We start from the raw sequence: 22100 nt of genomic DNA on the forward strand, positions 1-22100 counted from the left end.
CCGCCTCGAATAAACCTTCCCCCGCGACCCCACGGCGGCGAGCGTCGTCCTTCCGCCCAGCAGGTTTATGCCACAGAGTCCGGAGTGAGCGATAGAGAGCCATGCTCACACTGAACGCGGAGCGGCGGATGCTCGTCGAGTCGGTGGGGGAGATCGCCGAGAGCGAGTTCGCCGAGCGGGCCGGGACCTGGCAGGGCGCGAAGCCCTGGCCGAACCTCGAACTGCTGGCCGACCGGGGCTACCTGGGGGTCAGCCTCCCCGAGGAGTACGGCGGCGGCGGGATGAGCGAGTTCGACGCGATCCTCCTCCAGGAGACCGTCGGGCGCGTCTGTCCGGACACGGCCTACGCGCTCCCGGACATGGGCGCGCCACGGGCCGTCGCGATGTTCGGTTCCGAGGCGGTCAAGGAGCGCTACCTCCCGCCCGTGTGTGCCGGCGAGGACCACGTCGCCATCGCCATCTCCGAGCCCGAGGCCGGCAGCGACGTCCCCTCGATGCGGACCCGCGTCGAGGAGCGGGACGGCGAGCTCGTTCTGAATGGCGAGAAGATCTGGGTCAGCGGCGTCGACGAGGCGAGCGCGGCGGTCGTCTGGGTGAAGTTCCCCGAGGGGCTCGGGACCCTGGTGCTCGACCTGGACGCGCCGGGCGTCGAGATCGGCCAGCACTTCACCAACATGTTCGGCCACACCCAGACCCAGTTCTTCATGAACGACGTGGTCGTCCCCGAGAGGAACGTCCTCACGCGGGGGTCGGACGCGTTCAAGGAGCAGTTGAAGGCGCTGAACTGGGAGCGACTGGGCAACGCCGCCCTCTCGAACGGGACCGCGGCGTGCGTCTTCGATATGGCACTCGAGTACGCCGGGGACCGCGAGCAGTTCGGCCAGCCCATCGGCGAGTTCCAGGGGATCGAGTGGAAGCTCGCGGACATGGCGAAGCAGGTCCAGACCTCGCGCAACCAGACCCTCGCGGCGGCGAGCGCCGCCGAGCGAGCCGGTGGAGTCCCGGACCGGCTCAGTACGCACATCGCGAACCTCTGGTCGGGCGAGGTGCTGGAGGAGGTGGCGAGCGAGGCGCTCCAGATCCACGGCGCGAACGGCTACCAGCGGGGGCACCCGATCGAGTACTTCTACCGGTTCGCCCGGTCGCGGCGCATCGCCGCGGGCACCGACGAGATCCAGAAGAACACCATCGCACGCGTGCTGAAGGACGGGGGGCTGCCCTCGCTGGTCTGATTCGTTGTTCCCGGCTTCCGGGGTGCGGAGACAGAGTTAACACGGGCGGAGAGCAGAGGGAGACATGGATCTCACCCTGACGGACGAGCACCGACAGATACGCCGGGCGGCGCGGGAACTCGCCGAACGGGAGTTCGCCGAGGACGCCTTCACCTGGCACGAGGAGTACCCCGCGGAGAACGCGAAGGTGCTCGCCGAGCACGGCTTCCTCGGGATGACCCTCCCCGAGGAGTACGGCGGCGGCGGGATGGGTTTCTTCGACGCGCTGATGGCCATGGAGGGGGTCGGCGAGGTCTGTCCCGACACCGCGCTGTTGCTCGTCACCTCGAACACGGGGAACATGCAGATCGTCGCGAAGTTCGCCGAGGAGCAGTATGCAAAGAAGTACCTCGAACCGGTGTGCGCCGGCGAGAACACCTACGTCGCCATCGCGATGTCCGAGCCGGGAGCCGGGAGCGCGGTCACCGACATGACCACCACCGCGGAGGACGACGGGGACGCCTGGATAGTGAACGGGCAGAAGGCGTGGGTCTCCCGGGCGGGCAAGTCCGCCGCGTTCGTCACCTACGTCCGGCTGCCGGACGGGAACATCGGCTCGGTACTCGTCGACGGCGACAACCCGGGCCTCGAGATCGGCGACCCCGACTACAACATGTACGACGAACCCCAGTACAGCATCTACCTCGACGACTGCCGGGTCGACAAGAGCCGGTCGCTGGTGACCGGTCCCGAGTCGTTCAAGGAGCAGATACGCACCTACAACGTGAACCGCGTGATGGGGATGGCGGGCAACTGGGTCATCGCGAAGTGGCTCTTCGAGGACGCGCTGGAGTACGCCCAGCACCGCGAGCAGGGCGGCCAGCCCATCGCCGACTACCAGGCGGTAAGCCACCGACTCACGGATATGGCCATAAACCTCGAGACCTCGCGGTGGCTCATCTACCGCGCGCTCTCGGGCGACGAGCTTCCGGGACGGGCGCTCTCCTGTATGACGAAGGTCCACGCGGGCGAGAAGCTCCACGAGGTCGTCGATAGCGCGCTCCAGATCAAGGCCGCCAACGGCTTCGTCGGCGACACGCCCGAGTCCTACGCCTACCGCCGTCTCCGTGGCTACCTCATCGCCGGCGGCACCCCGGATATCCACCGGAACAACGTCGCGAAGGCCCTGTTCAAGCACGGTTACCCCGAGGTCGAGTGATCTCGCACGTACACGGTGAACCGGCGAGAGCGGACACCGACAGGAGAGCCTCGAAGGCGCTTCCGGGACGTCGTCCGGTCCCGATCGGAGGTTATCACTGACCGAACCGTTCGGCCTCGACCGCCCCGGGTGCCGGGCTCCCGATGCGCCACCGGTCCCCGAAGTCCCGAACACGCACCCATATCGTCTGTTAGTGGCAGACGTTGCTTGGATCTAACGCTGTTGATACGTCGCCTGCGGAAATCTCTCCTGATCGCTCACCCACACGACAGGTGAGAATCCCCCCATTCCAGCGCGTCGGTCGGGACGCCGCGAAGCCCGTGATCGGTCGTCAGATCGTGACTCGTGGGAGGCGGCTGGCGCAGGGAATCGCTCCGGAGCCACCGGAAACCTCCGGGTCGATCCGCTCAGAACCCGCCGCACGCCACACGGTCTATCGCCGTTACTTTACATCCGTATTTGTGTAAACGCGTCCGTTTGTCATCGCCGAACACCCTGTGCCGTCCGGATGCCGCTGCGGCGGTCCGGTCGGGGAGTATGTTTGTTGATGACAAACGTAAAGTGGCACCCCACCGTGTGGAGGCATGGCCATCCAGAACGAGGGTCGGTCGCCCCGACGCGTCCAGTCGGTCCGGACCGCGATGGAGATCATCGGGTTCCTGGAGGATCGGGAGGGTGCCGGCGTCACGGAGATCGCGGGCGGCCTCGGCCTCAACAAGGGGACGGTCCACACGCAGCTGGCGACGCTCCGCGAGCAGGGGTTCGTCGCCAAGGAGGAAGGGGAGTACCACCTCGGACTACGGTTCCTCGAACTCGGCGATGCGGACCGGGTTGTGGAAGGGGAGCAGACACACCCCCGTCCCGAGCTTCATGTCGCCGACGTGATTCGCCAGGTACGAGACGACCGCCTCGTTGTAGAGGTAGCTGTCGTCGGTCGCGTGATGTTCGGGCACGAACAGGCAGTAGAACCCGCCGTCGCGCAGGAGCTCGGTCTGGTAGACGAGCTCCTCGGCGATACCGTCGAGCGACCGGGACCGCGCGAACTGGGTGCCGAGGGTGTAGCTGACGTCCATACGGCCTACGCGACCGTGGGTGGGGTAATAAACCTGGCCGGGGGGTCGTGGGGCGCTCGCCGGGTGTTCGGCCGGGAACGCCTCCGGAGGGACCGGATGGGATCGGATACGTATCGGATCCGATCATCTCTGTTCCCGCCACCCCTGGTCTCCCCCGAGCCGGCGAGGGAAAGGTTATGTCCGTCCCCCCTGCAGAGTCGGCCGCCATGGTAGTCCGACGCAGCGAACTCACCACCCCCGGGAGTAGCATGAAGATGATGGAGAAGGCGGCCGGCTCCGACGCCGACGAGGTGATGCTCGACCTGGAGGACGCGGTCGCGCCCAGCGAGAAGGTCGAGTCGCGCGCGAAGATCGTCGACGCCATCCACGAGTTCGACTGGGAGGGGAAGGTCATCTCAGTGCGAATCAACGACCTGAACCACCCCAACGCCCACGGCGACCTCATCGAGGTGGTCGAGGGAGCGGGCGAGCATATAGACACGATCATGGTCCCGAAGATCGAGCGCGAGCAGGACGTCTACATGGTCGAGAAGCTCCTCTCGGGCATCGAGCGGGACAGCGACATCGAGAACACGGTCGGTATCGAGGTGCTCATCGAGGAGGTCGAGGCGCTCCAGCGCGTCGACGAGATCGCCGCCACCGGCGAGCGCCTGGAGGGGCTCGTCCTCGGGTTCGGCGACTACTCGGCCTCCCAGGGGATGAACCTCGAAAGTATCGGCGGGGCGAACGACTACCCCGGCGACGTCTGGCACTACCACCGGAACCGGGTCGCGGTCGCGGCGCGGGTCAACGGTATCGACGCCATCGACGGCCCCTACGGGAATTTCTCGGACCCCGAGGGGTATCGCATGGAGTGTGAGCGCTCGCACGTCCTCGGGTTCGTCGGCAAGTGGGCCATCCACCCCAGCCAGATCGAGATCGCCAACGACGTCTACGCGCCCGAGCCCGACGAGGTCGAACACGCCCAGCGGGTCGTCGAGGCGATGGAGGCAGGCCAGGCCGAGGGCAAGGGAGCCGTGCAACTGGACGGCGAGATGATCGACGAGGCGTCGATCCGCAAGGCCCGCGAGACGATCGACCGGGCCAGAGAGATCGGCATGATCGAGGAGTAGGGGACACTCGCGTCCGAACGGTCCGCGTTCGTCCCGAGGCGGGGGGTTCCGCAACGCAACGTTTTAACCGCGCGGCAGCACACGTCAGTCCATACCACATGAGGCGAACGGACCCGTCGGCTCCGCGGACGGTCGGAGCGGCGGTGCCAGCCCGCAGTGGTACCGCCCCCACGCCGAGCGCACGAGCCGGCACCGGGGACGGCCCGAACACCGAACCATGAGTTACCTGACCGACGAACACCGGATGATCCGGGACGAGACGCGCGAGTTCGTGAAGAACGAGGTGATCCCGGAGGCGAACGAGCGGGACCCGAAGAACGAGCGGATGAGCGACGAGCTCGTCGAGAAGCTGGGCGAGATGGGCTACTTCGGCCTGAAGACCCCGGAAAAGTACGGCGGCCTCGCGATGGACAACCTGGCCTACGCCGTCGTGACCGAGGAGCTCGCGCGGGGGTGGATGAGCGTCGCGAGCATCATCGCCCGCGGGCAGAACCTCGCCGGCGCGACCGAGGAGCAGAAGGAGGAGTACGTCCCCGACATGGCCGCCGGCAGGCGCATCCAGGCGACGAGCATCTCCGAGCCCGGTGCGGGCAGCGACGTCGCCTCGATGTCGACCACCGCCGAAAAGGTCGGTGACGAGTACGAGCTCTCCGGCCAGAAGACGTGGGCCACGTACGCGAAGGGCTCGGACTTCATCGTCGTCTACGCCAAGACCGACCCCGACGCGCGACCGAAGCACCGGGGCATCTCCTCGTTCATCGTCGACAAGACGCCGGGCGAGTTCGACGTCGACGGGCTCTCGGGGACCAAGCTCAACACCATCGGCTACCACGGCTGGTACTCCTGGGAGCTCAACTTCGACAACGTCCGCGTCCCGGAGGACAAGCTCGTCGGCGAGGAGGAGGGTCAGGGGTTCTACCACATCATGGAGTTCTTCGAGCCCGCTCGCGTCCACACGGCGGCCCGGGCGATCGGGCTCGCGCGCGGGGCGCTGGAGGACTCGCTGTCGTACGCCCAGGACCGCGAGCAGTTCGGCCAGCCCATCGGCGAGTTCCAGGCCATCCGGTTCAAGCTCGCGACGATGGCGACCAAGATCGAGGCCGCCCGACAGCTCACCCACTACGTCGCGAAGCAGGTCGACAAGGACCAGCGGACGGACATGGAGGCCTGCATGGCGAAGTACTACGCCAGCGAGATCGCCGAGGAGGTCACCAGCGAGGGGATCCAGATCCACGGCGGCAACGGCTACACGACCGACTACCCGCTCGAACGCTACTGGCGGGACGCCCGCCTGACGAAGATCTTCGAGGGCACGAGCGAGATCCAGCAGCGCGTCGTCTCCGACCACCTGTTCGACCGCGGCGTCCACGCGACCGGCTCGGGCTCCTGAGTCGGTCCCTCCACAGCGCCGCAAACCATAACCACCCCCTCACTGTGGAGTGGGTATGCGAGTCATGGTCACCGGCGGACACGGGTTCATCGGGTCGCACGTCCTCGTTCAGCTGGTCGAGGCGGGCCACGAGGTCGCCTGCCTCGACATCCGCGAGCCCTCGTCCGTCGCCGAACCCGTCTCGGAGGGGTACCGGTTCGTGGAGGGCGACGTCACCGACGCGGCCGACGTCTTCGACGCCGTCGCGCGATTCGAGCCCGACCGGGTCATCCACCTCGCGTCGCTGCTCGGTCGGCCGAGTCAGAACGACCCCCGGCGGGCGTTCGCGGTGAACGTCGACGGCACGCTGAACGTCCTCGAAGCGGCCGACACCCACGGCGTCGAGCGGGTCGTCGCCGCCTCCTCGAGCGCGAGCTACGGCCCCTCGACCGGCGACCGGCTCACCGAGGAGACGCCACAGACCCCCGAGAGCATCTACGGGCTCACGAAGTACGCCGTCGAGCGGATCGGCCGGACCTACCGCGACCAGCGCGGCGTCGAGTTCGCGGCGCTCGAACCGCTCCACGGCCTCGGCCCCGACCGGAACCGGGGAAACGTCGAGGATGCCTACATCGTCAAGGCGGCCGTCAGTGGCGTCCCCGTCGAGGTCCCGGACCTGGACACCCCGATCGAGTTCATCTACGTCGGCGACGAGGCCACGGCGTTCGTCGCCGTTACACTCGCCGACGAACTGGCTCACGACCGCTACCTCGTCGGTTCGGGCAACCGGGCGACCCTCGCGGAGTTCGTCGAGGTCGTGAGAGAGCGGGTCCCGGGAGCCGACGTTACGCTCCGGCCCGGACGCGAGGACGGGGAGTACCCCCCGTTCCCGCGTTCCGACTCCTCGCGTCTGCGCGAGGACGTGGGCTGGGAGGCGACGCTCGACATCGCCGAGACGGTCGACACGTACGTCGAGTGGCTCGAAGCCAACCCCGACGCGTGGACGTTCGATCCCGACGACGCTCCCTGGGGAACGACCGACTGATCCACCCCTTTCGAGCCGATCGAACCCCCGACGGGATTTATCAGCCGGCTGTGCGTGCTGGTCACATGGTACGCATCGACTTCGCGGACCCCGAGGACCTGCCGGAAGAACGCCGCGAATCGCTCGAATCGCTCTCGCCCAAGCAGGGCCTCCCCGAGAAGTACCACCACCTCATCGAGAGCCCCGTCCGGAACATCTACCGGACGATCGGTCGGTCGCCGCCGCTCCTCGTCGCGTTCCGGGAGTTCGGCCGAACGGTCTGGGAGGAGTGCGGCCTCGAACCCCGCCAGCGCGAACTCGTCATCCTCGCCACCGGCCGGGCGCTCGACGCCGCCTACGAGTGGCACCAGCACGTCCGGGTCGGGCTCTCGGAGGGGCTCACGCCGGAGGAGATCGCCGCGATAGGGGCCGACCGGCGCGAGGCGTTCGAGGGGCGCGACCGCGCGCTCGTGGAGTTCGCCGCCGGCTTCGCCACCGGGAGCCTCGACGTTCCCACCCTGGAGATGTTCGTCGACTACTTCGACGAGCGAACCGCCGTCGGCACCGGCGTCCTGGTCGGACTCTACTCGGTCATCGGACTGGTCGAGTCCGGGTTCGACCTCGGGACGGAGGAGCCGTTCGTCGGCTGGGGGCTCGACGGCCTCTGAGGAGGGTCGCCGAGCGGTCAGATCTCGTTTCGCACGCCGAGCTGTTTGCCGCCGTCGATCTCGAGGACCGTCCCCGTGACGTAGTCGGCCTCCTCGGAGGCGAGGTAGAGCGCGCCGTCCGCGATGTCCCCGGGGTCTGCCCACCGGTCGAGGGGTATCTTCCGGCTCGTCGCCGCCCGCTCCTCGGGTTCGGTCGCCCCCTCGGTCAGCGGGGTGAGCGTCGACCCCGGACAGACGGCGGTCACGCGGACGCCGTGCTCGCCGAGGTCCCACGCCATGTGCTTGGTGAGGCCGATCACGCCCCACTTCGAGGCGGTGTAGTTCGCCGCCGCGTGATAGCTGATACCGCGGCCGGCCATCGAGGAGACGTTCACGACCGCACCCCCCGCCTCGTCCCCGTCGAGCATCTCGGGGACGACCGCCGCCGAGCAGTTGTAGACGCCCGTGAGGTTCACGTCGATCACCCGGTCCCAGTCCTCGGGGTCGAGGTCGAGGAACTCCCCGTGGACGGAGATGCCGGCGTTGTTCACGAGGACGTTCACGCCGTCGAAGACCTCGACCACCCGCGCTGCGAGCCGCCGGGTGTCCTCGCGGGAGGTAACGTCGCACTCGACCGCGAGCGTGTCGGGACACGCCTCGATCCCCCCGAGCGTGCGCGCGGCTTCCTCCGCGGCGTCGGCCTGCACGTCCGCGACGACGATCCGTGCGCCCTCCTCGGCGAACCGCTCGGCGATGGCGTAGCCGATACCCTGTGCCGCACCGGTGACGATAGCCGTCTCGTCTGCGAGCCGTCCTGGCATGGGCTGTGTCCTCCGTTCTCGTACATGAATGTAGGGGCGAGCGGTGGCGAAGGACCGTGAGACGTCGGGTGTGCCCGACCCCGATCGAATAGCCGAACGCTACGAGCCGTCGTCACGGTAGCTCTCGAACTGCTCGCGCCACCCGGTCGGTAGCTCGGTGTTCTCGCCGGTGTCGGGATCGACGACGACCTGCACCGACTCACCTCTCGAAGCCACGGTCCCGTTCGCGGAGAGCTCGTAGGCCATCGTGAAGCTCGACGAGCCGACGTCGGAGATCCACGTCTCCGCGGTCACCTCGTCGCCGAATGCGACCTCCGACTCGTAGTCGAGTTCGAGGTGGGCCACGACGGTGTCCCACTCGGACTCGGAGAGTCCGAGCACCTCCTCGCAGAACGCGAGCCGGGCCTGCTGCATGTAGACCACGTAGACCGTGTGGCTGACGTGGTACAGCGGGTCGATGTCCCGGAAGCGGACCTGTAGCGTGGTGGAGTACCGTGCCATGAGCGGTCCTCGTCCCCGGATCACTAAACCGTTCGAATCGGGGGGCGCCCGATCCGGAGAGCGCGGGGAGGACCCTCAGTCCGCGCCCTCGGGGACGCCCTCTGCCGTGTAGGTCTGCCCGGTCACGTAGCTGGCCCCCGGCGAAACGAGGAACGTCACGAGGTCGGCGATCTCGTCGGGGTGTCCCAGCGTGCGATCCACGTCCGAACGGTCGATACGTTCGGCGGTGACGCCCCGGTTCTCCTCGACGCCAGGGGTGGCGACCAGGCCGGGGCGAACGCAGTTGCCCCGGACGTTCCGCTCTGCCCACTCACTCGCGAGCGACCGGGTAAGCGCCTCGATCCCCGACTTCGAGGCGGCGTAGTGGGCGCTCTCGGCCGCGCCGTCCCGCCCGACGACGCTGCTCATCGTCACCACCCGACCGCCGTCGGCGGCCGTCAGCGCGTCGGCCAGCGCGTGGCAGTACCGGAAGGTGCCGTGGAGGTTGATATCGACGATGGTGCCCCAGCCGTTCTCGCTGATCTCCGCGATCGGCGAGTGGAAGTTCGCCCCCGCATTCGCGACGAGAACGTCGACCGCGCCGTCGCCGAGTTCGGTCGCCCGATCGACCACCCGGCTCACGTCCTCCATCTCGCGGACGTCCCCGGGAACCGCGACGGCGGTCGCACCGGTCCCGGACCCGACCGACTCGGCGACCGCCTCCAGGCGCTCCGCCGAGCGGGCGGTCAGCACCACGTCGGCACCGACCTCGGCCAGTCGGTGCGCGATGGCCTCGCCCAGCCCCCGGCTCGCACCCGTCACGACCGCTACCTCGCCCGCCAGGAGGTCCTCGCTGAACATACCGGAGCCGTTCCGTATCTCGTAGTAAGCGTGCTGGTCACCGTCCGGATGATATCCGGTACCAGCGGATACAGACAGCAGCGGATAGACCACTTCGAAAGCCCCCGCTCGCTGGACTCGTGCGCCTCGCTGCGCTCCTCACTCCGGTCGCTCCGCTCCCTCCGTTACGGTGCTTGCATCGTCGTACTTCGCCCAGCGAGCGGCCCCTTTCAGTCCCCCCGGCTCGGTTGTTCGGATCCCAATCGGATTCGCCGACCTCCGAAAACGCCAGCGTCGATCCCGGTTCGAACCTCAGTCGTCCCCACCGTCCGGCTCCTGCACGACGCCCTCGCCGACGAGCGCCTCGACGCGCTCCTCGTCGACCCCGTACTCCGCGAGCACCTCCCGGGAGTGTTCGCCCAGGAACGGCGCGCGGTGGTGGACGCCGCTCGGGGTCGCCGAGAGCTTGATCGGCGAGCCCGCGAGCGAGACCTCCCGGCCGGTGTCTGCGTGTTCGACCTCCGGGAGCATCCCGCGGACGTCGAAGTGCTCGTCCTCGAACACGTCGAGGACGGTGTTGACCGGGCCACACGGGACGTCGTCGGCGATCGCGTCCGCGACCTCCTCCTTGGTCCGCTTCTCGGTCCACTCGGCGACGATCGGTCGGAGTTCGTCCGCGTTGGCGACCCGATCGGTCTCCTCGGCGTACTCCTCCGCGAGGTCCGGCCGGTCCATCGCCTCGCAGAGCGCCGTCCACTGGTGGTCCGAGGGTGCGGCGATCATCACGTGGCCGTCCGTCGTGTCGAACCGGTCGAACGGGAACAGCAGGGGATGGGTGTTCCCCTGCGGCCCGGGGACCTCCCCCTCGAAGGCGTACTGGTGGACGATGCGCTCGGTGAGCGAGAGCACGCCGTCGACCATCCCGACATCGACGAACTGGCCCTCGCCGGTCCGTTCGCGGTGGTGGAGCGCCGAGAGCACGCCGATGATACAGAGCGACGCCGGGAAGATGTCCCCGACGCCGGGGCCGACCTTCACCGGCCCGGACTCCTCGGTGCCGGTGATGCTCATCACGCCGCCCATCGCCTGGGCGATGATGTCGAACGCCGGGCGGTCGGCGTAGGGGCTCTCGCCGCTTCGGGGATCGCCGAACCCCCGGATCGCGGCGTACACGAGTCCCGGGTTGATCTCGCTGAGCGACTCGTAGGAGAGCCCGAGCCGGTCCATCGTCCCGACTTTGAAGTTCTCGACGAGCACGTCGGCGTCCTCGACCATCCCGCGGAGCGTCTCCAGACCCTCCTCGGACTTGAGGTCGATCACGACGCTGCGCTTGTTCCGGTTGACGCTGTGGAAGTACCCCCCGTACGCGTCGTCCTCGGTGAGGTGCGGCGGGTTGTCCCGGGTCATGTCCCCGCGGGGCGGTTCGATCTTCACGACGTCCGCGCCGAGATCCGCGAGGAGCATCGTCGCGAACGGCCCGGCCAGCATCTGGGTCAGGTCGAGGACGCGAACCCCCTGGAGCGGCCCCCACGTCTCCCGCGAGTTCCCCTCGGAGCCGGCACGCGCGTCCCCGGTGTCGGTCTCGTCTGGTTCGCTCATGAGGAGGTCAGTCCCGCCAGTGGGCCGCTTTCTTCAGGAGGACGGTCTGTTCGGCCTGGAGAACCTGCTCGTCGTCCTGGTTGTGCCCGGTCACCCGGAAGGTGACGACACCGGCGTCGTCGCGGTCCTCCGCGTCGCGCTTCTCCAGCACCTCGCTCTCGGCGTAGAGGGTGTCGCCGTGGAAGACGGGCGTCGTGAAGCGAACGTCGTCGAGTCCGAGGATCGAGACGGCGTTCTCGGAGATGGTCTCGGAGGCGAGCCCGCAGGTCAGCGAGAGGTTGATCCCCCCGTAGACGATCCGCTGGCCGAACTCGCTGTCCCGCATCGAGTCCTCGTTGAAGTGCCCCTGGGCCGTGTTCAACACCAGGTTGGTGATGAGCACGTTGTCCATCTCGGTCATCGTCTTCCCGCGGGGGTGCTCGTAGACCTGTCCGACCTCGAAGTCCTCGTAGTAGTTGTCCTCGCTGGTTCGTGCCATGGTTCAGTTCGCACCCCCCGCCCTCCGCGTCCGATCGTTCGTTCGTCCCGCCGCGCCGCCCCCGCACTCAGCAGCGCCGTTCATTCCCCGGCCCCCTCGGGCGGATCCCGCTTGTTGATGAGGTTCTTGCGCTCGAACTCGAGCACCAGTTCCCCGTCGGGACGGCTCCCCTTCGTGTGCCAGTGGACGATCCCCTGGTGGGGTCTGGAGGAGCTCTCGCGCTTTCCCAGCACCTCGCTGTCGGCGTAGAGGGTATCCCCGGGGTAGACCGTCTCGTGGAAGTCGAGGCTCTCGATGCCGAGGAACGCGCCGCCCGCTTCGCTCAGGTCCTGGACGCTCATCCCGAAGACGACGTTGAACGCGAGCATGTGGTTGACGACCTCGCGGTCGTAGCCCAGCCCCTCGGCGTAGTCGGCGTTGAAGTAGGCCGGGTTGGCGTTCATCGTGAGCGTCGAGAAGACGCTGTTGTCCCCCTCGTTTATCGTCCGCCCCCAGTGGTGCTCGAACGTCTGCCCCTCCGAGAAGTCCTCGAAGTAGTTGATCCGCTCGACGGCTATCCGTTCCGTGTCCTCGTCACCCATGACACCTCCGTTCCGGGAACGGGAGCATAACGATTCCGCTTCCCACACCCCCTCCTGCGATCCCGAGGTATCTCCCGCCACGCGAACCGACCGGAGTTCGGGCGGTTGTCGGTGCGGCTTCCGGCCCGACGGGACGGGAATCGACGATCGGGGTACGGGACGGCCAGAGGATCGAACAGGGGGTGGTCGTCGGTCAGTCGTCGCCGACAGACACCCGCGGGTCGATGACGCCGTAGATGACGTCGACGCCGAAGTTCGCGACGATGACGAACGCCGCCACCAGGAAGAAGACGAACTGAACGACCGGGAAGTCACGGGAGAGGACCGCCTGGACGAGCGTGAAGCCGATGCCCGGCCAGTTGAAGACGATCTCGATGAGCACGAGGCCGCCGATGGCGCGGGTCATCGAGACGGGGTAGAGGGTGATGAGTGAGCGTGGGGATGAGCGTGGTCGTCGAGGAGGTCGAGGCGCCCGAGCGCCTCGACGAGGTCCTCGGGGCGCACGAGCGCGTCGAGTCCGTCTCCCTGGGATTCGGCGACGTCGCCGCCTCGCAGGGTATCGAGGTCGAGACCATCGGCGGGACGGCCGACTACCCGGGAGACGTCTGGCACTACGCCCGAGCCCGGACGGTCGCCGCCGCGAGGGTGGCGGGCGTGGCGGCCTACGAGGGTCCCTACGCGGACTACTCGGACCCCGAGGGGCTCCGCGAGGCCTGTCGCCGGTCGCGGGTACTCGGCTTCGACGGCAAGGGTGCCATCCACCCCGCACAGCTCCCGGTCATCGACGAGGTGGTCGGGGAGTAGCTCTCGACAGATCAGCCCGCGTCGACCTGGCGGGTGGAGCTCCTGACGAGCACGGCACTGACGAGGAGGCACCCGGCGAGCGCGGTGAACGCGACGCCGAACGAGCTCACGTCGGCGATCGCACCGATCACGGTCGGACCGGTCGCGCCGATACTGATGTAGACGCTGCGCATCGCGCCGAGGTCCCCGCCCATGCTCTCGTTCGGGAGCCGGTCCATCAGGTACGCCTGCATCACCGGTGGGAAGGAGAGCAGTCCGGCCGAGAACAGCACCACCCCGACGACGACGGCCGGCGTCGAGTCCACGAGGAGGACGACTCCCAGAGAACCCGCGCCGAGCAGGAGCGCGACGGGCGCGACCCGCTGCTTCTCGACGCGGTCGCCGAGCCAGCCCGCCGTGGGTTTGGCGATCGCGCCGACCAGGAATAGCGCGGCGAACCCGGCGTTGGCGACTGCGGGCGGGAGCCCCTTGCTCGCCCGCAGGAACGTCGGGAGGAACGCGGTCGTCGCCTGCCAGCTGAACGCGAACAGGACGTACGCGAGCACCAGCCGCCGGAGGCCGGGGCGCGCGAGGAGTCGGCGGGCGGTCGCGCCGACCGCGAGTTCGGTCCGCTCGAAGACGTACGGCTCCCGGCTCTGGACGTGTATCGCGACGACGATCAGCGCGAGCAGGGCGACGACGGGGAGGTAGGCGGTCCGCCAGGTGGCGACCGCGACGACGAGCGTCGCCAGCCCCGCGGCCGCCACGCCGCCGAGGTCGCCCGAGGCGGTGTGGAGGCCGAACGCCTGGCCCCGGCGCTCGACGAACAGGTCGGAGATGAGCGCCCGCGCGGCGGTCGGGTAGAGCCCCACGCCCACGCCGACGACGGCCGCGCCGGCGAGGAAGGCGAGATACGTCGAGGCGAGCCCCATCGCGAGGAAGCCCGCCGCGCCGATCGCCCCGCCGACCACGAGCAGCGTCTTGCGCGAGAGGCGATCGGAGAGCCGACCGCTCGGGTACTGCAACAGCGCGTAGAGCCCCCAGAGTACCGAGAAGACGAATCCGATCTCCGCGTTCGAGACGGCGAGGTCCTCGCGGACGGCCGGCACCAGCGGCGACAGCACTAGCCGACCGCCCTGGGCGGTGGCCCAGCCCGCGGAGACGATCAGCAGCAGACGCCCCCCGTAGCCGCGCACGAACCGTTCGTCGGTGGCTGCCGTCCCTTCCACGACGGGAGGCTCTCGATGGGGGTACTTCAGCCGTCCGGATTCCCGACGGGAGGACCGAAGCCGGTGTCAGGGGCGGATCGCGGCGTGGTCGGCGGGAAGCTATTTCACGGCGGCTACGCCACGTTCACGCATGGCTCGCCTGCCCCACGTCGACCCGGAGAGGTTCTCCGGTGACGGTGACCTGCTGGAGACGTCGATGGACGACGAGGCCCTCCCCGAGCGGTACCGCGGCCGGTTCAGTACCGGCGCCCGCCACGTCCACCGTGCGATCGCCAACAACCCCGCGATGCTGCGGGGTTTCAGGGACTTCAACTCGACGGTGTGGCAGGAGTCGGGGCTCAGTAGCAGGGAGCGCGAACTCGCGATACTGGCCTCGGCCAGGGCGAGCGACTCCCGCTACGAGTGGCACCAGCACGTCCGGCACGGGTTGAGCGTCGGCCTCACGCCCGAGGAGATACGCGCCGTCGCCCGCGGGGAGGACGAAGCGTTCCCCGAGGAGGAAGCCGCGCTCGTCGCCTACGCGGCCGCGGTCTCGGGTGGGACCGTCGGCGACGAGACGTTCGAGCGGTTCGCCGACCGCTACGGCCGGGAGACGGTGGTCGGGACGACGATGCTCGTCGGGTCGTACGCGGGTATCGCCCGCGCGCTCGACGCCATGGGCGTCGAACCGGAGGAGGCGTTCGTCGGCTGGGAACTGGAGGACCTCTGAGCGGTGAAGCGGCGGGATCAGGTCAGGCGGTACTCGCAGTACTCGGCGTTCCTTGGCGGGTCGTCGATCAGGAGCATCCGCCGCTCGGTGAGGTCCACGGCGACGCCGACCCAGGTGTGGAAGTCCCCCTGCGTACCCGCCCCGTCGGTCGCGTACCGGTAGATTCCCACGGGTGACAGAAGTCGTCGCGGAGAGCAGTCGTGAGCGTCTCGGTCTCGATGCGCGGGACGAACGCCGCTCGTGCGGGGCCACGGCACGCCGAGGGGCGACCAGGAGCGACTCACCGTCGTCGACCGGGGCCGTCACGCACCAGTTCGTCGACGCACCGGACGGCCTCGTCGGCCTCCTCGCGGGAGACGGCCCCGGAGTAGGTGGCCCGCTCGTGGAGTTCGACCACCCGCCGGGCCCGCGGGTCGACGGACGGGCCGAGCGCGTCGAGGTACTGGCGCGGGGTCTCGCCGGGCGCTCTCGGCCGTCGTCGCCGCGCGAGGAGGAGTTCGAGGCGGTCGAACGCACGCCGGACGTCCTCGGGGGGCGAGTCGGTCGTCGACTGGTACCTGACCCTGAGGGTTCGATAGGCGTGTTCGGCCAGTCGGAGACGGCGAACACCGAGGACGCCACCGACGAGGGCGGCGGCGAGCGTCACGCGGTCGACCCCGGCGAGCAGTTCGCCCGGCCCCCAGCCCGTCGACGTGCCGTCGGCTTCGCCGGTGGCGGCCGGTCCCGTCCCGGTCGCGGCGGACGCCTCGCCCGCCGACGCCGGTGTGGCTCCGGCCGATCGGTTCTCCTCGACGACGGCGAGCGGGTCCGGGGTGATGACCGTCGAGACGTTCGCCGGGGGCGGCGTCCGCTCGGCGAGTCGCGCCCGGGTCCCCTCGGTGTCGATCCCGCCGATCCCCGCCGTCCGGGCGGATTCGAGGCTCCGGCGCTCGGCGGCTCGGCGGGGTCCGGCGGGCGTCGGGTCGAACGCCACCCACCCGACGCCCGGGAAGTAGACGTCGACCCAGGCGTGGGCGTCGAGCCCCCGGACGACGAGTCGGTCCTCGGCGACGCGCTCGCCGGGCGCGTACCCGCTGGCGAAGCGGGCGGGGATACCGAGCGACCGGAGCATGACGGCCATCGCGGTGGCGAAGTAGGTACAGTACCCGCGATCCATCCCGAAGACGAACCCGTCGGCGACGTCGCCGGTCGGTCGCTCGACGGCGAGCGAGTACCCCTTGTTCGACCGGAGCCACCGACCGATCGCCCGCGCGGCGTCGTAGGGCGTCGCCGCCCCGTCAGCGATCTCCCGGGCCCTCCGGCCGACGCGCCCCGGAGTGCTCTCGGGGAGCTGGAGGTAGCGCTCGCGGACCGGCGCGGGGTAGTCGGTCCCCGCCTCGCGGAGCCGCCCGGAACCGACGTCCGGGACCTCGCTGACGACGGTGTAGGACCGCCCCCCCTGGATCGACTCCGCGGGGACGAGCGTCCCCTCGGACGTGACCCGAACACCCCCGGGAGACTCGCGGACCGCCACCGGTTTCCACGCGGCGGGCATCGCCCGGAGCGCCGACTCGACGCGGACCGTCTGCTCGACGGTCGTCGTCCGCGCGACCGGCGGATCGAGGGGGCCCTCGTAGGGGCCGGACCCACCCGAGCGGACCCAGGCGTCGCCGGTGTACCGGTCGAGGGCGTCGACGTGCCAGTACGAGGCGCTGTCGGCGGAGACCACGAACCTGACCGCCGGCGAGAGGGCGATGGAGCCGACGACGTCGACACGGCCGTCGGTCGCGGTCAGGCTCCCCTCGATGGTCGGTCCGCCACCGGAACCGCCGTCCGCGCCGGAGCCGTCCGGGGTCGCTACCGCCGGGGAACTCCAGTCGACTCCCCGGAGCATCCGGGCGGCGAGGACCCCGCCGACGAAGATGCCACCGAGGCGTTCGACGTGTCGCCCGGTACCGCCGGCCAGTTCGAGTGACCCGAACCCGAGCACCGCCAGCGCGCTCGTCGCCCCGACGACGGTGGTCGCCCACCCGGCGTCGCCCGTGAGGACGAAGAAGCCGAGCATCGTGCCCCCGACGAGCGACCCGAGGTCGTACCGGCGGCGGAGGAGCAGATACCAGGTCAGGAAGGTCGGGCCCGGCGCGACGGCGACCGCCCAGAGGTCGACCCGGAGGAACTGGAGGACCGAGATCCCGGTCAGGTAGGCGGCGAAGTCGACGAGGAAACCGAGCGTGAACACGCGGTCGTGGTGCTCGGGGACGAGGAGGACGTAGACGCAGACCCCGCCGAGGAGTATCGCCGTGCCGACACCGAGCGCGAGGCGGGGCGGGAGCAGTCGGGCGAACGCGGTGCTCAGGACCAGCGCGGCCGCGACGGCCGCCACGAACCACGCGACACCCCCGACCACGTCGACGAGGTGGTAGAAGACGCCGAGGAACGCGACGATGAGCGTCAGTCCCGAGAGGAGCGCCAACGCTCGGAGGACCGAGAGCCGATCCCCGAGGACTCCGGCGAGACGCCGCGCCGCTACCGGGCCGGACCGCGAGGTCACGTCGGGTCGGACCCGCGTCCGCGGTCGGTCCACGTCGGTGTCATCGTTCCTGTCGGGAGACCCCTTCTCCCCATCACCGAGGGGCCGCAGGCCAATGTATCTTTCCGGTCCCGGCAGTACCCACGAGGGTCGGACGAGAAAGGAGGGACGGGATCGGGAAACTCGCTCGGTTTACCCGGACTGGACCGCCCGTTCTCAGTGGCTCACCAGGCGTCGTGGATGACGGCCTCGATCTCCTCGGCGGTCGGGTCGAGGCCGGGGGGCGAGCGAGCGAGCGCCGCGTCGCCCATGATGAACTCGGCGATGGCAGGAGCGTCGGATCGGTGGACAGGATCGAGGTCTCGCAACCGGGTGGGGAGGCCGAGCCCGTCCCTGACCTCGATCACCGCGTCGACGACCGCCTCGGCCGTCTCCTCCGCCGAGAGCCCCTCGGGATCGACGCCGAGCCCGCGGGCGAGCAGGTCGCGCCGCCCGTCGACGTGCTCGAAGACGTACCGGAGGACGTGTGGGACCAGGATCGCGTGGACGACCCCCTGCTGGACGGGGTAGCGCCGGGAGAACCCGTGGCCGAACGCGTGGACGATGTTGGTACTGCGCTCGAACTGGACGAGTATGATCCCGGCTACCGCCCGGTCCATCGCGTCGGGATCGCCGTCGTCGAGCCGCGGGAGGGCCTCGGCGAGCAACGAGAGGCCGTGGACCGCCGTCCCGTCGGTGATCGCCGTCGGACCCTCCCCGTAGATCGTCTCGATGCCCTTGTCGAAGCCGTTCATCGCCGAACCGGCGAGGGCACCCATCGGGGTGGTTTCGAACAGCGCCGGGTCGTATCTGATCTCGACGGGCGGCGATCGCGGGTCGTCGATGCCGAGCCGGTTCACCTCTCCCGTCGGGGGCTCGTCCACGCCCGCGACGAGGAGCGACCCGCCGGAGGAGACGTCCGCACCGGCGAACGTCGTCGGGACGGCGACCAGGGGTGTCACGTCCTCGCCGCCGCGTATCGGGGTGATGTCGTCGTCCCCCTTCGCCTCGGCGAGCAGGTCGTCCATCGACCGCCCGTCGGATTCGAGGACGCCCATCGCCCGCGCGACGTCGATACTGCTCCCGCCGCCGACGGCGACGAACACGTCGGCGTCGACCTTCCGGGCGCGTTCGAGCCCGTCGAAGGCGTCCCGTGCGTCCTTCGAGGGCTTCGTCCCGTCGAACACGCCCGCGAGACGCTCGCCGAGCCCGTCGCGAACGGGTCCCATCAGCTCCTCGTTCGCGCCGACGTTCGACCCGCAGACGACGAGCGCACGCTCCAGCCCGCGCTCTTCGAGGCTCTCGCCCAGGTCGGCGATACTGTCCCGCCCGTAGACGAGGTCAACCCCGCAGTGGCCGTAGTCGAACGAGTCCGGAATCGGTATCATGCGAACCCCCGTGCTCCGGGAACACACATCACTGTTGGGGCACCGGATTCCGGGATTCCCGCGCTCGGTACATAGAGTCCCGTTCGGCTCCCGCTCAGACGGCAGGCAGGTCGAAGTCGAGCGGTTCGACGGCCGTCTCCCCGTCGGGCGCGACCGTCACCATGCTGTTTCGGGGGACCGCCCGCCAGACGCGGTCGTCCTCGAACAGCGCCTCGCTGGCGATGATCGTCGCCGCGTCACCCCCGGGATCGGGTGTCCCGGTGAACGCCCCCTCGGCCACGAACGACCCGGCCTCGCCGACGTAGAGCGACTGTGCGGTCGCCTCGTCGGGGCTGGCGTACCGGGTGGCGACGACGGACTCGCCGTCGGTCAGACAGAAGTTCGCCCACGTCGTCTCCTCTCCCTTCCCCACCTCGTGTTTCAGCGTCTCGAGGTACTCCAGACCGTCGCGGACGGCGGCGGCGAGGTCGGCCGTGGTGGGATCGAGGACCGCCTCGCCGAGCTTCGCCTGAATCACCGCGAAGGCGTGCTCGCTGTCGGTCGATCCCCTGATACCGAAGTAGAGCTCCTCGTCGAGCCCCTCGCGAAGCCGTCGCATCACGTCGCCGTAGGCCCCGAGTCCGCCGTTGTGCATGAACATGAGCTCCTGGCGCGCCTCCTCGACCGGATCGCGGTCGCGGCGGTCCTCGAGGGTGTACCGCCCGCCGGGGAACGGGTGGCAGTTGAGCCGCTGGACAGCCAGTCCCGGGCTCGCCGCACGGACGTGGGCGAAGTAGAGCGGCGTCTCGACCAGGGGGCTCACCTGCATCATGTTCTCGTCGCCCCAGGCCGGCCGGATCTCGCGGTAGACCGCGGGCTCCGGGGAGATATCGGGGTCGTACCAGCCGACGCCCCAGCCGTCGCCGTTCAGCGGCTCCTCGCGCTCGCGGGAGTCCGTCGACTGGTGGATGATGGAGTGGTCGGGCCTGTAGAGCAGTTCGTCGAGCCGGATCGGCGGGCCGTGGTACGCGACGAAGCGACACATGAACACCCTGTCACGTCCGGTGGGCTTGAACTTCGCGCCGAGTGAGAGGAAGCTCCACGAGCGTCGAGCGCGGGGCTCGGTAGCTCAGTAGAACGTCTCGTCGTCGCGTGCCATCTCGAACAGCAGGTCACACGGGAGCGCGTGGTCGATCTCCCGGATGTCGTCGTGCTTCGCGGCGAAGCGCGTACACTGGCGGATGACCGGGTCGAGGCCGATCTCGTCGGCCTTCTCGAGAGGGCCGGTCGGCCAGTTCCCGCCCAGTCTCGCCCCCGTGTCGACGTCCTCGACGCTGGCGACGTCGTGCTGGACGAGCTTCGCCGCCTCGTTTATCACGGGTGCCCAGATCACGAGGGGGTCGAACGCCTCGCCCGCCGCCTCGGAGATCGCTGGTTGATCCTGCTCCGAGTAGTCGTAGTAGCCCTTCCCGGACTTCCGGCCGTAGTGGCCCTGTTCGTACTTCTCGTGGATCAGATCGGGGACCGGGGTATCGTACTTCAGCGGACGGTCGTCGGTCATGTGGCCCTCCTCTGCCTCGACGGAGAGCTGGATCGAGCCGGTGTAGTCGGCGAGTTCGAACGGCCCCATCGGGAAGCCGGCCTTGTACTTCATCGCCGAGTCGATCTCCTCGATCCCGGCGTCGTCCCACTGGACGTACCAGACGGCCGTCCGGCCGTAGGGCCGCATCAGCCGGTTGACGATGAACGAGGGGATATCCATCCGACACCGGATGGGCGTCTTGCCGAGGTCCTCGATGAACGCCTCGGCGGTGTCCGCGACCTCCGAACCGACGTGTTCCGTCTCGATCACCTCCACGAGTTCCATCAGCATCGGCGGGTTGAACCAGTGGGTGCCACAGACGCTCTCGGGGCGGTCGGTCGTCTCGGCGATGCGGGTGATGTTCAGCCCCGACGTGTTGGTCGCCAGGATCGCCTCCGCCGGCGCGTGCTCGTCGATGTCCTCGAAGATCGACTGCTTGAGATCCTGGTTCTCGGGGGCCGCCTCGGTGACGAAGTCGGCGTCCGTGACGCCTTCGGCGGTCTCCGTGTAGGTCTCGAGACGGTCCATCGCGGCGGCCTTCTCCTCCTCTGTGGCGCGGTCGTGTTCGACGGCCTTCCCGAGGCTCCATTCGATCTCCTCGACGGCCGACTCGAGCTGTTCCTCGTCGATGTCACAGAGCGCGACCTCGTAGCCGCCGAGCGCGGTCACCGCCGCGATGCCTCGTCCCATCTGTCCTGCACCGATCACTGCCGTCCGGTCGATCTCGTCGAGACCCACGGTCATGGCCGACGACAACGGACGGGGAGTACATAAACGATCGGCGTCCATCCCGACGACATCGAACAGAAGAGTCTGTAACCGAATCCGCCGAGCCGTACGGACGCCGCCTCCGGCTACTCGGGGGAGAGGTCCGCCAGCAGCCGGCGGGCGTGCCCCACCGAGTACCGCACGCCGAACTCCCGGTCGACGTGCTCGCGGAGGAGTTCCGGCGTCCAGGTCGGTTCGTCGTACCCGACCGCCTCCGGCCGTTCGCGGAGCTGGTCGGCGAGCGTCTCGCGCTCGTCGACGGGAAGTTTCGGCGGTCGGCCCGGACGGGACTCGTCGTGGAGCGCGTCGTCCAGCGAGCGCTCCTCGAACCGATCGAGCCAGGAGTAGACCGTCGACTGGGCGAACCCGTAGCGGTCGACGAGCGTCTCGACGGGAACGCCCTCGAGATACGCCAGCGCGACCATCAGCCGCTTGACCGCCTTCGGGTCGCCGGTCCGCTCCAGCGCGTCCCTGAGCTCCGACGCCGTGACCCCGTCGAGATCGCCCATGCCCCGACGTCGAACTCGAGGGTAAATAAATACAACTACTTATATTTCTCCTCGCCCTGCTGATCTCCGGCTCGCACCGGGCCGCCGGATCCGTCCGGGCGGTGGGCTCGCGCCCCACCTCGATCCGGAGGCGGTGAGTGAGGAGTGACGC

At 69.1% G+C, this 22100-nt stretch carries 23 protein-coding genes and 1 pseudogene; 9 read left to right on the forward strand and 15 right to left on the reverse strand.

Annotated features, from left to right (window positions below; all coding sequences use genetic code 11):
- Positions 1–101: 101 nt before the first annotated feature.
- The 3 genes and pseudogenes from WDJ58_RS17330 to WDJ58_RS26370 all read left to right on the forward strand — a co-directional run.
- Positions 102–1232: an acyl-CoA dehydrogenase family protein gene (locus WDJ58_RS17330; protein ID WP_338914552.1), complete on the forward strand. Its 1131-nt coding sequence runs from the start codon at positions 102–104 to the stop codon at positions 1230–1232.
- Between the two features lie 64 nt (positions 1233–1296).
- Positions 1297–2430 (forward strand): acyl-CoA dehydrogenase family protein, encoded by a 1134-nt coding sequence (locus WDJ58_RS17335; protein ID WP_338914553.1) that lies wholly within the window; start codon positions 1297–1299, stop codon positions 2428–2430.
- A 641-nt stretch (positions 2431–3071) separates the two neighbouring features.
- A pseudogene (locus WDJ58_RS26370) lies at positions 3072–3194 on the forward strand (helix-turn-helix domain-containing protein); the annotation flags it as partial.
- A gap of 33 nt (positions 3195–3227) precedes the next feature.
- Here WDJ58_RS26370 and WDJ58_RS17340 read toward each other — a convergent pair.
- A complete protein-coding gene (locus WDJ58_RS17340) occupies positions 3228–3503 on the reverse strand; it encodes an LLM class flavin-dependent oxidoreductase (protein ID WP_338914554.1) in 276 nt (91 codons plus the stop codon).
- Positions 3504–3709: 206 nt separating this feature from the next.
- On the opposite strand from WDJ58_RS17340, the gene WDJ58_RS17345 reads away from it, so the two are divergent.
- The 4 genes from WDJ58_RS17345 to WDJ58_RS17360 all read left to right on the forward strand — a co-directional run bounded on the left by WDJ58_RS17345 (position 3710) and on the right by WDJ58_RS17360 (position 7676).
- Entirely contained in the window at positions 3710–4615 is a 906-nt protein-coding gene (locus WDJ58_RS17345) for an HpcH/HpaI aldolase/citrate lyase family protein (protein WP_338914555.1), read from the forward strand.
- A 217-nt stretch (positions 4616–4832) separates the two neighbouring features.
- On the forward strand, positions 4833–6005 hold the full coding sequence (locus WDJ58_RS17350) for an acyl-CoA dehydrogenase family protein (RefSeq protein WP_338914557.1): 1173 nt from the start codon (positions 4833–4835) through the stop codon (positions 6003–6005).
- A 55-nt stretch (positions 6006–6060) separates the two neighbouring features.
- Positions 6061–7029 carry an NAD-dependent epimerase/dehydratase family protein gene (locus WDJ58_RS17355; RefSeq protein WP_338914558.1) on the forward strand — a complete coding sequence of 323 codons (969 nt, stop codon included), beginning with the start codon at positions 6061–6063 and terminating at the stop codon, positions 7027–7029.
- A 65-nt stretch (positions 7030–7094) separates the two neighbouring features.
- Positions 7095–7676, forward strand: coding sequence for a carboxymuconolactone decarboxylase family protein (locus tag WDJ58_RS17360; protein ID WP_338914559.1), 582 nt, complete (start codon positions 7095–7097; stop codon positions 7674–7676).
- A 17-nt stretch (positions 7677–7693) separates the two neighbouring features.
- Here the strand turns inward: WDJ58_RS17360 and WDJ58_RS17365 are convergent, their stop codons facing one another.
- From WDJ58_RS17365 to WDJ58_RS17395, 7 genes are all read right to left on the reverse strand, one after another.
- Entirely contained in the window at positions 7694–8476 is a 783-nt protein-coding gene (locus tag WDJ58_RS17365; RefSeq protein ID WP_338914561.1) for an SDR family NAD(P)-dependent oxidoreductase, read from the reverse strand.
- A 99-nt stretch (positions 8477–8575) separates the two neighbouring features.
- The gene (locus WDJ58_RS17370; RefSeq protein ID WP_338914562.1) at positions 8576–8977 is read right to left on the reverse strand and encodes an acyl-CoA thioesterase; all 402 of its coding nucleotides are present in this window, start codon (positions 8975–8977) and stop codon (positions 8576–8578) included.
- A gap of 75 nt (positions 8978–9052) precedes the next feature.
- A complete protein-coding gene (locus tag WDJ58_RS17375; RefSeq protein WP_338914563.1) occupies positions 9053–9817 on the reverse strand; it encodes an SDR family NAD(P)-dependent oxidoreductase in 765 nt (254 codons plus the stop codon).
- Positions 9818–10108: 291 nt separating this feature from the next.
- Positions 10109–11395 (reverse strand): CaiB/BaiF CoA transferase family protein, encoded by a 1287-nt coding sequence (locus WDJ58_RS17380; protein ID WP_338914564.1) that lies wholly within the window; start codon positions 11393–11395, stop codon positions 10109–10111.
- 7 nt (positions 11396–11402) lie between these two features.
- Positions 11403–11873: a MaoC family dehydratase gene (locus tag WDJ58_RS17385; RefSeq protein ID WP_338914565.1), complete on the reverse strand. Its 471-nt coding sequence runs from the start codon at positions 11871–11873 to the stop codon at positions 11403–11405.
- Positions 11874–11953: 80 nt separating this feature from the next.
- On the reverse strand, positions 11954–12454 hold the full coding sequence (locus WDJ58_RS17390; protein ID WP_338914566.1) for a MaoC family dehydratase: 501 nt from the start codon (positions 12452–12454) through the stop codon (positions 11954–11956).
- A gap of 193 nt (positions 12455–12647) precedes the next feature.
- Positions 12648–12860: an ABC transporter permease subunit gene (locus WDJ58_RS17395; RefSeq protein ID WP_338914567.1), complete on the reverse strand. Its 213-nt coding sequence runs from the start codon at positions 12858–12860 to the stop codon at positions 12648–12650.
- 23 nt (positions 12861–12883) lie between these two features.
- Between WDJ58_RS17395 and WDJ58_RS17400 the strand changes: the two genes are divergently transcribed.
- Positions 12884–13258, forward strand: a complete 375-nt coding sequence (locus WDJ58_RS17400; RefSeq protein ID WP_338914569.1) for an aldolase/citrate lyase family protein — start codon at positions 12884–12886, stop codon at positions 13256–13258.
- An 11-nt stretch (positions 13259–13269) separates the two neighbouring features.
- On the opposite strand, the gene WDJ58_RS17405 is transcribed toward WDJ58_RS17400, so the two are convergent.
- Positions 13270–14466, reverse strand: coding sequence for an MFS transporter (locus WDJ58_RS17405; protein ID WP_338914570.1), 1197 nt, complete (start codon positions 14464–14466; stop codon positions 13270–13272).
- 130 nt (positions 14467–14596) lie between these two features.
- On the opposite strand from WDJ58_RS17405, the gene WDJ58_RS17410 reads away from it, so the two are divergent.
- Positions 14597–15175, forward strand: coding sequence for a carboxymuconolactone decarboxylase family protein (locus tag WDJ58_RS17410; RefSeq protein WP_338914571.1), 579 nt, complete (start codon positions 14597–14599; stop codon positions 15173–15175).
- A 17-nt stretch (positions 15176–15192) separates the two neighbouring features.
- Here the strand turns inward: WDJ58_RS17410 and WDJ58_RS17415 are convergent, their stop codons facing one another.
- From WDJ58_RS17415 to WDJ58_RS17440, 6 genes are all read right to left on the reverse strand, one after another.
- Positions 15193–15345, reverse strand: coding sequence for a hypothetical protein (locus WDJ58_RS17415; protein WP_338914572.1), 153 nt, complete (start codon positions 15343–15345; stop codon positions 15193–15195).
- Between the two features lie 110 nt (positions 15346–15455).
- On the reverse strand, positions 15456–17705 hold the full coding sequence (locus tag WDJ58_RS17420) for a transglutaminase domain-containing protein (protein WP_338914573.1): 2250 nt from the start codon (positions 17703–17705) through the stop codon (positions 15456–15458).
- 203 nt (positions 17706–17908) lie between these two features.
- A complete protein-coding gene (locus tag WDJ58_RS17425) occupies positions 17909–19111 on the reverse strand; it encodes an iron-containing alcohol dehydrogenase family protein (RefSeq protein WP_338914574.1) in 1203 nt (400 codons plus the stop codon).
- Positions 19112–19205: 94 nt separating this feature from the next.
- Positions 19206–20135 carry a class II glutamine amidotransferase gene (locus WDJ58_RS17430; RefSeq protein ID WP_338914575.1) on the reverse strand — a complete coding sequence of 310 codons (930 nt, stop codon included), beginning with the start codon at positions 20133–20135 and terminating at the stop codon, positions 19206–19208.
- 84 nt (positions 20136–20219) lie between these two features.
- Complete coding sequence (locus tag WDJ58_RS17435; RefSeq protein ID WP_338914576.1) at positions 20220–21416, reverse strand: 3-hydroxyacyl-CoA dehydrogenase; 1197 nt, start codon at positions 21414–21416, stop codon at positions 20220–20222.
- Positions 21417–21526: 110 nt separating this feature from the next.
- Positions 21527–21949 carry a helix-turn-helix domain-containing protein gene (locus tag WDJ58_RS17440; RefSeq protein ID WP_338914577.1) on the reverse strand — a complete coding sequence of 141 codons (423 nt, stop codon included), beginning with the start codon at positions 21947–21949 and terminating at the stop codon, positions 21527–21529.
- Positions 21950–22100: the final 151 nt, after the last annotated feature.

It is taken from the genome of Salinirubellus litoreus (assembly GCF_037335815.1).
GTDB lineage: Archaea > Halobacteriota > Halobacteria > Halobacteriales > Haloarculaceae > Salinirubellus > Salinirubellus litoreus.

What these genes read in the sequence shown, in the direction of transcription:
- WDJ58_RS17330 (WP_338914552.1), top strand. Translation starts at nt 102, where the DNA reads ATGCTCACACTGAACGCGGAGCGGCGGATGCTCGTCGAGTCGGTGGGG.
- WDJ58_RS17335 (WP_338914553.1), top strand. Translation starts at nt 1,297, where the DNA reads ATGGATCTCACCCTGACGGACGAGCACCGACAGATACGCCGGGCGGCG.
- WDJ58_RS17340 (WP_338914554.1), bottom strand. Translation starts at nt 3,503, where the DNA reads ATGGACGTCAGCTACACCCTCGGCACCCAGTTCGCGCGGTCCCGGTCG.
- WDJ58_RS17345 (WP_338914555.1), top strand. Translation starts at nt 3,710, where the DNA reads ATGGTAGTCCGACGCAGCGAACTCACCACCCCCGGGAGTAGCATGAAG.
- WDJ58_RS17350 (WP_338914557.1), top strand. Translation starts at nt 4,833, where the DNA reads ATGAGTTACCTGACCGACGAACACCGGATGATCCGGGACGAGACGCGC.
- WDJ58_RS17355 (WP_338914558.1), top strand. Translation starts at nt 6,061, where the DNA reads ATGCGAGTCATGGTCACCGGCGGACACGGGTTCATCGGGTCGCACGTC.
- WDJ58_RS17360 (WP_338914559.1), top strand. Translation starts at nt 7,095, where the DNA reads ATGGTACGCATCGACTTCGCGGACCCCGAGGACCTGCCGGAAGAACGC.
- WDJ58_RS17365 (WP_338914561.1), bottom strand. Translation starts at nt 8,476, where the DNA reads ATGCCAGGACGGCTCGCAGACGAGACGGCTATCGTCACCGGTGCGGCA.
- WDJ58_RS17370 (WP_338914562.1), bottom strand. Translation starts at nt 8,977, where the DNA reads ATGGCACGGTACTCCACCACGCTACAGGTCCGCTTCCGGGACATCGAC.
- WDJ58_RS17375 (WP_338914563.1), bottom strand. Translation starts at nt 9,817, where the DNA reads ATGTTCAGCGAGGACCTCCTGGCGGGCGAGGTAGCGGTCGTGACGGGT.
- WDJ58_RS17380 (WP_338914564.1), bottom strand. Translation starts at nt 11,395, where the DNA reads ATGAGCGAACCAGACGAGACCGACACCGGGGACGCGCGTGCCGGCTCC.
- WDJ58_RS17385 (WP_338914565.1), bottom strand. Translation starts at nt 11,873, where the DNA reads ATGGCACGAACCAGCGAGGACAACTACTACGAGGACTTCGAGGTCGGA.
- WDJ58_RS17390 (WP_338914566.1), bottom strand. Translation starts at nt 12,454, where the DNA reads ATGGGTGACGAGGACACGGAACGGATAGCCGTCGAGCGGATCAACTAC.
- WDJ58_RS17395 (WP_338914567.1), bottom strand. Translation starts at nt 12,860, where the DNA reads ATGACCCGCGCCATCGGCGGCCTCGTGCTCATCGAGATCGTCTTCAAC.
- WDJ58_RS17410 (WP_338914571.1), top strand. Translation starts at nt 14,597, where the DNA reads ATGGCTCGCCTGCCCCACGTCGACCCGGAGAGGTTCTCCGGTGACGGT.
- WDJ58_RS17425 (WP_338914574.1), bottom strand. Translation starts at nt 19,111, where the DNA reads ATGATACCGATTCCGGACTCGTTCGACTACGGCCACTGCGGGGTTGAC.
- WDJ58_RS17430 (WP_338914575.1), bottom strand. Translation starts at nt 20,135, where the DNA reads ATGTGTCGCTTCGTCGCGTACCACGGCCCGCCGATCCGGCTCGACGAA.
- WDJ58_RS17435 (WP_338914576.1), bottom strand. Translation starts at nt 21,416, where the DNA reads ATGACCGTGGGTCTCGACGAGATCGACCGGACGGCAGTGATCGGTGCA.
- WDJ58_RS17440 (WP_338914577.1), bottom strand. Translation starts at nt 21,949, where the DNA reads ATGGGCGATCTCGACGGGGTCACGGCGTCGGAGCTCAGGGACGCGCTG.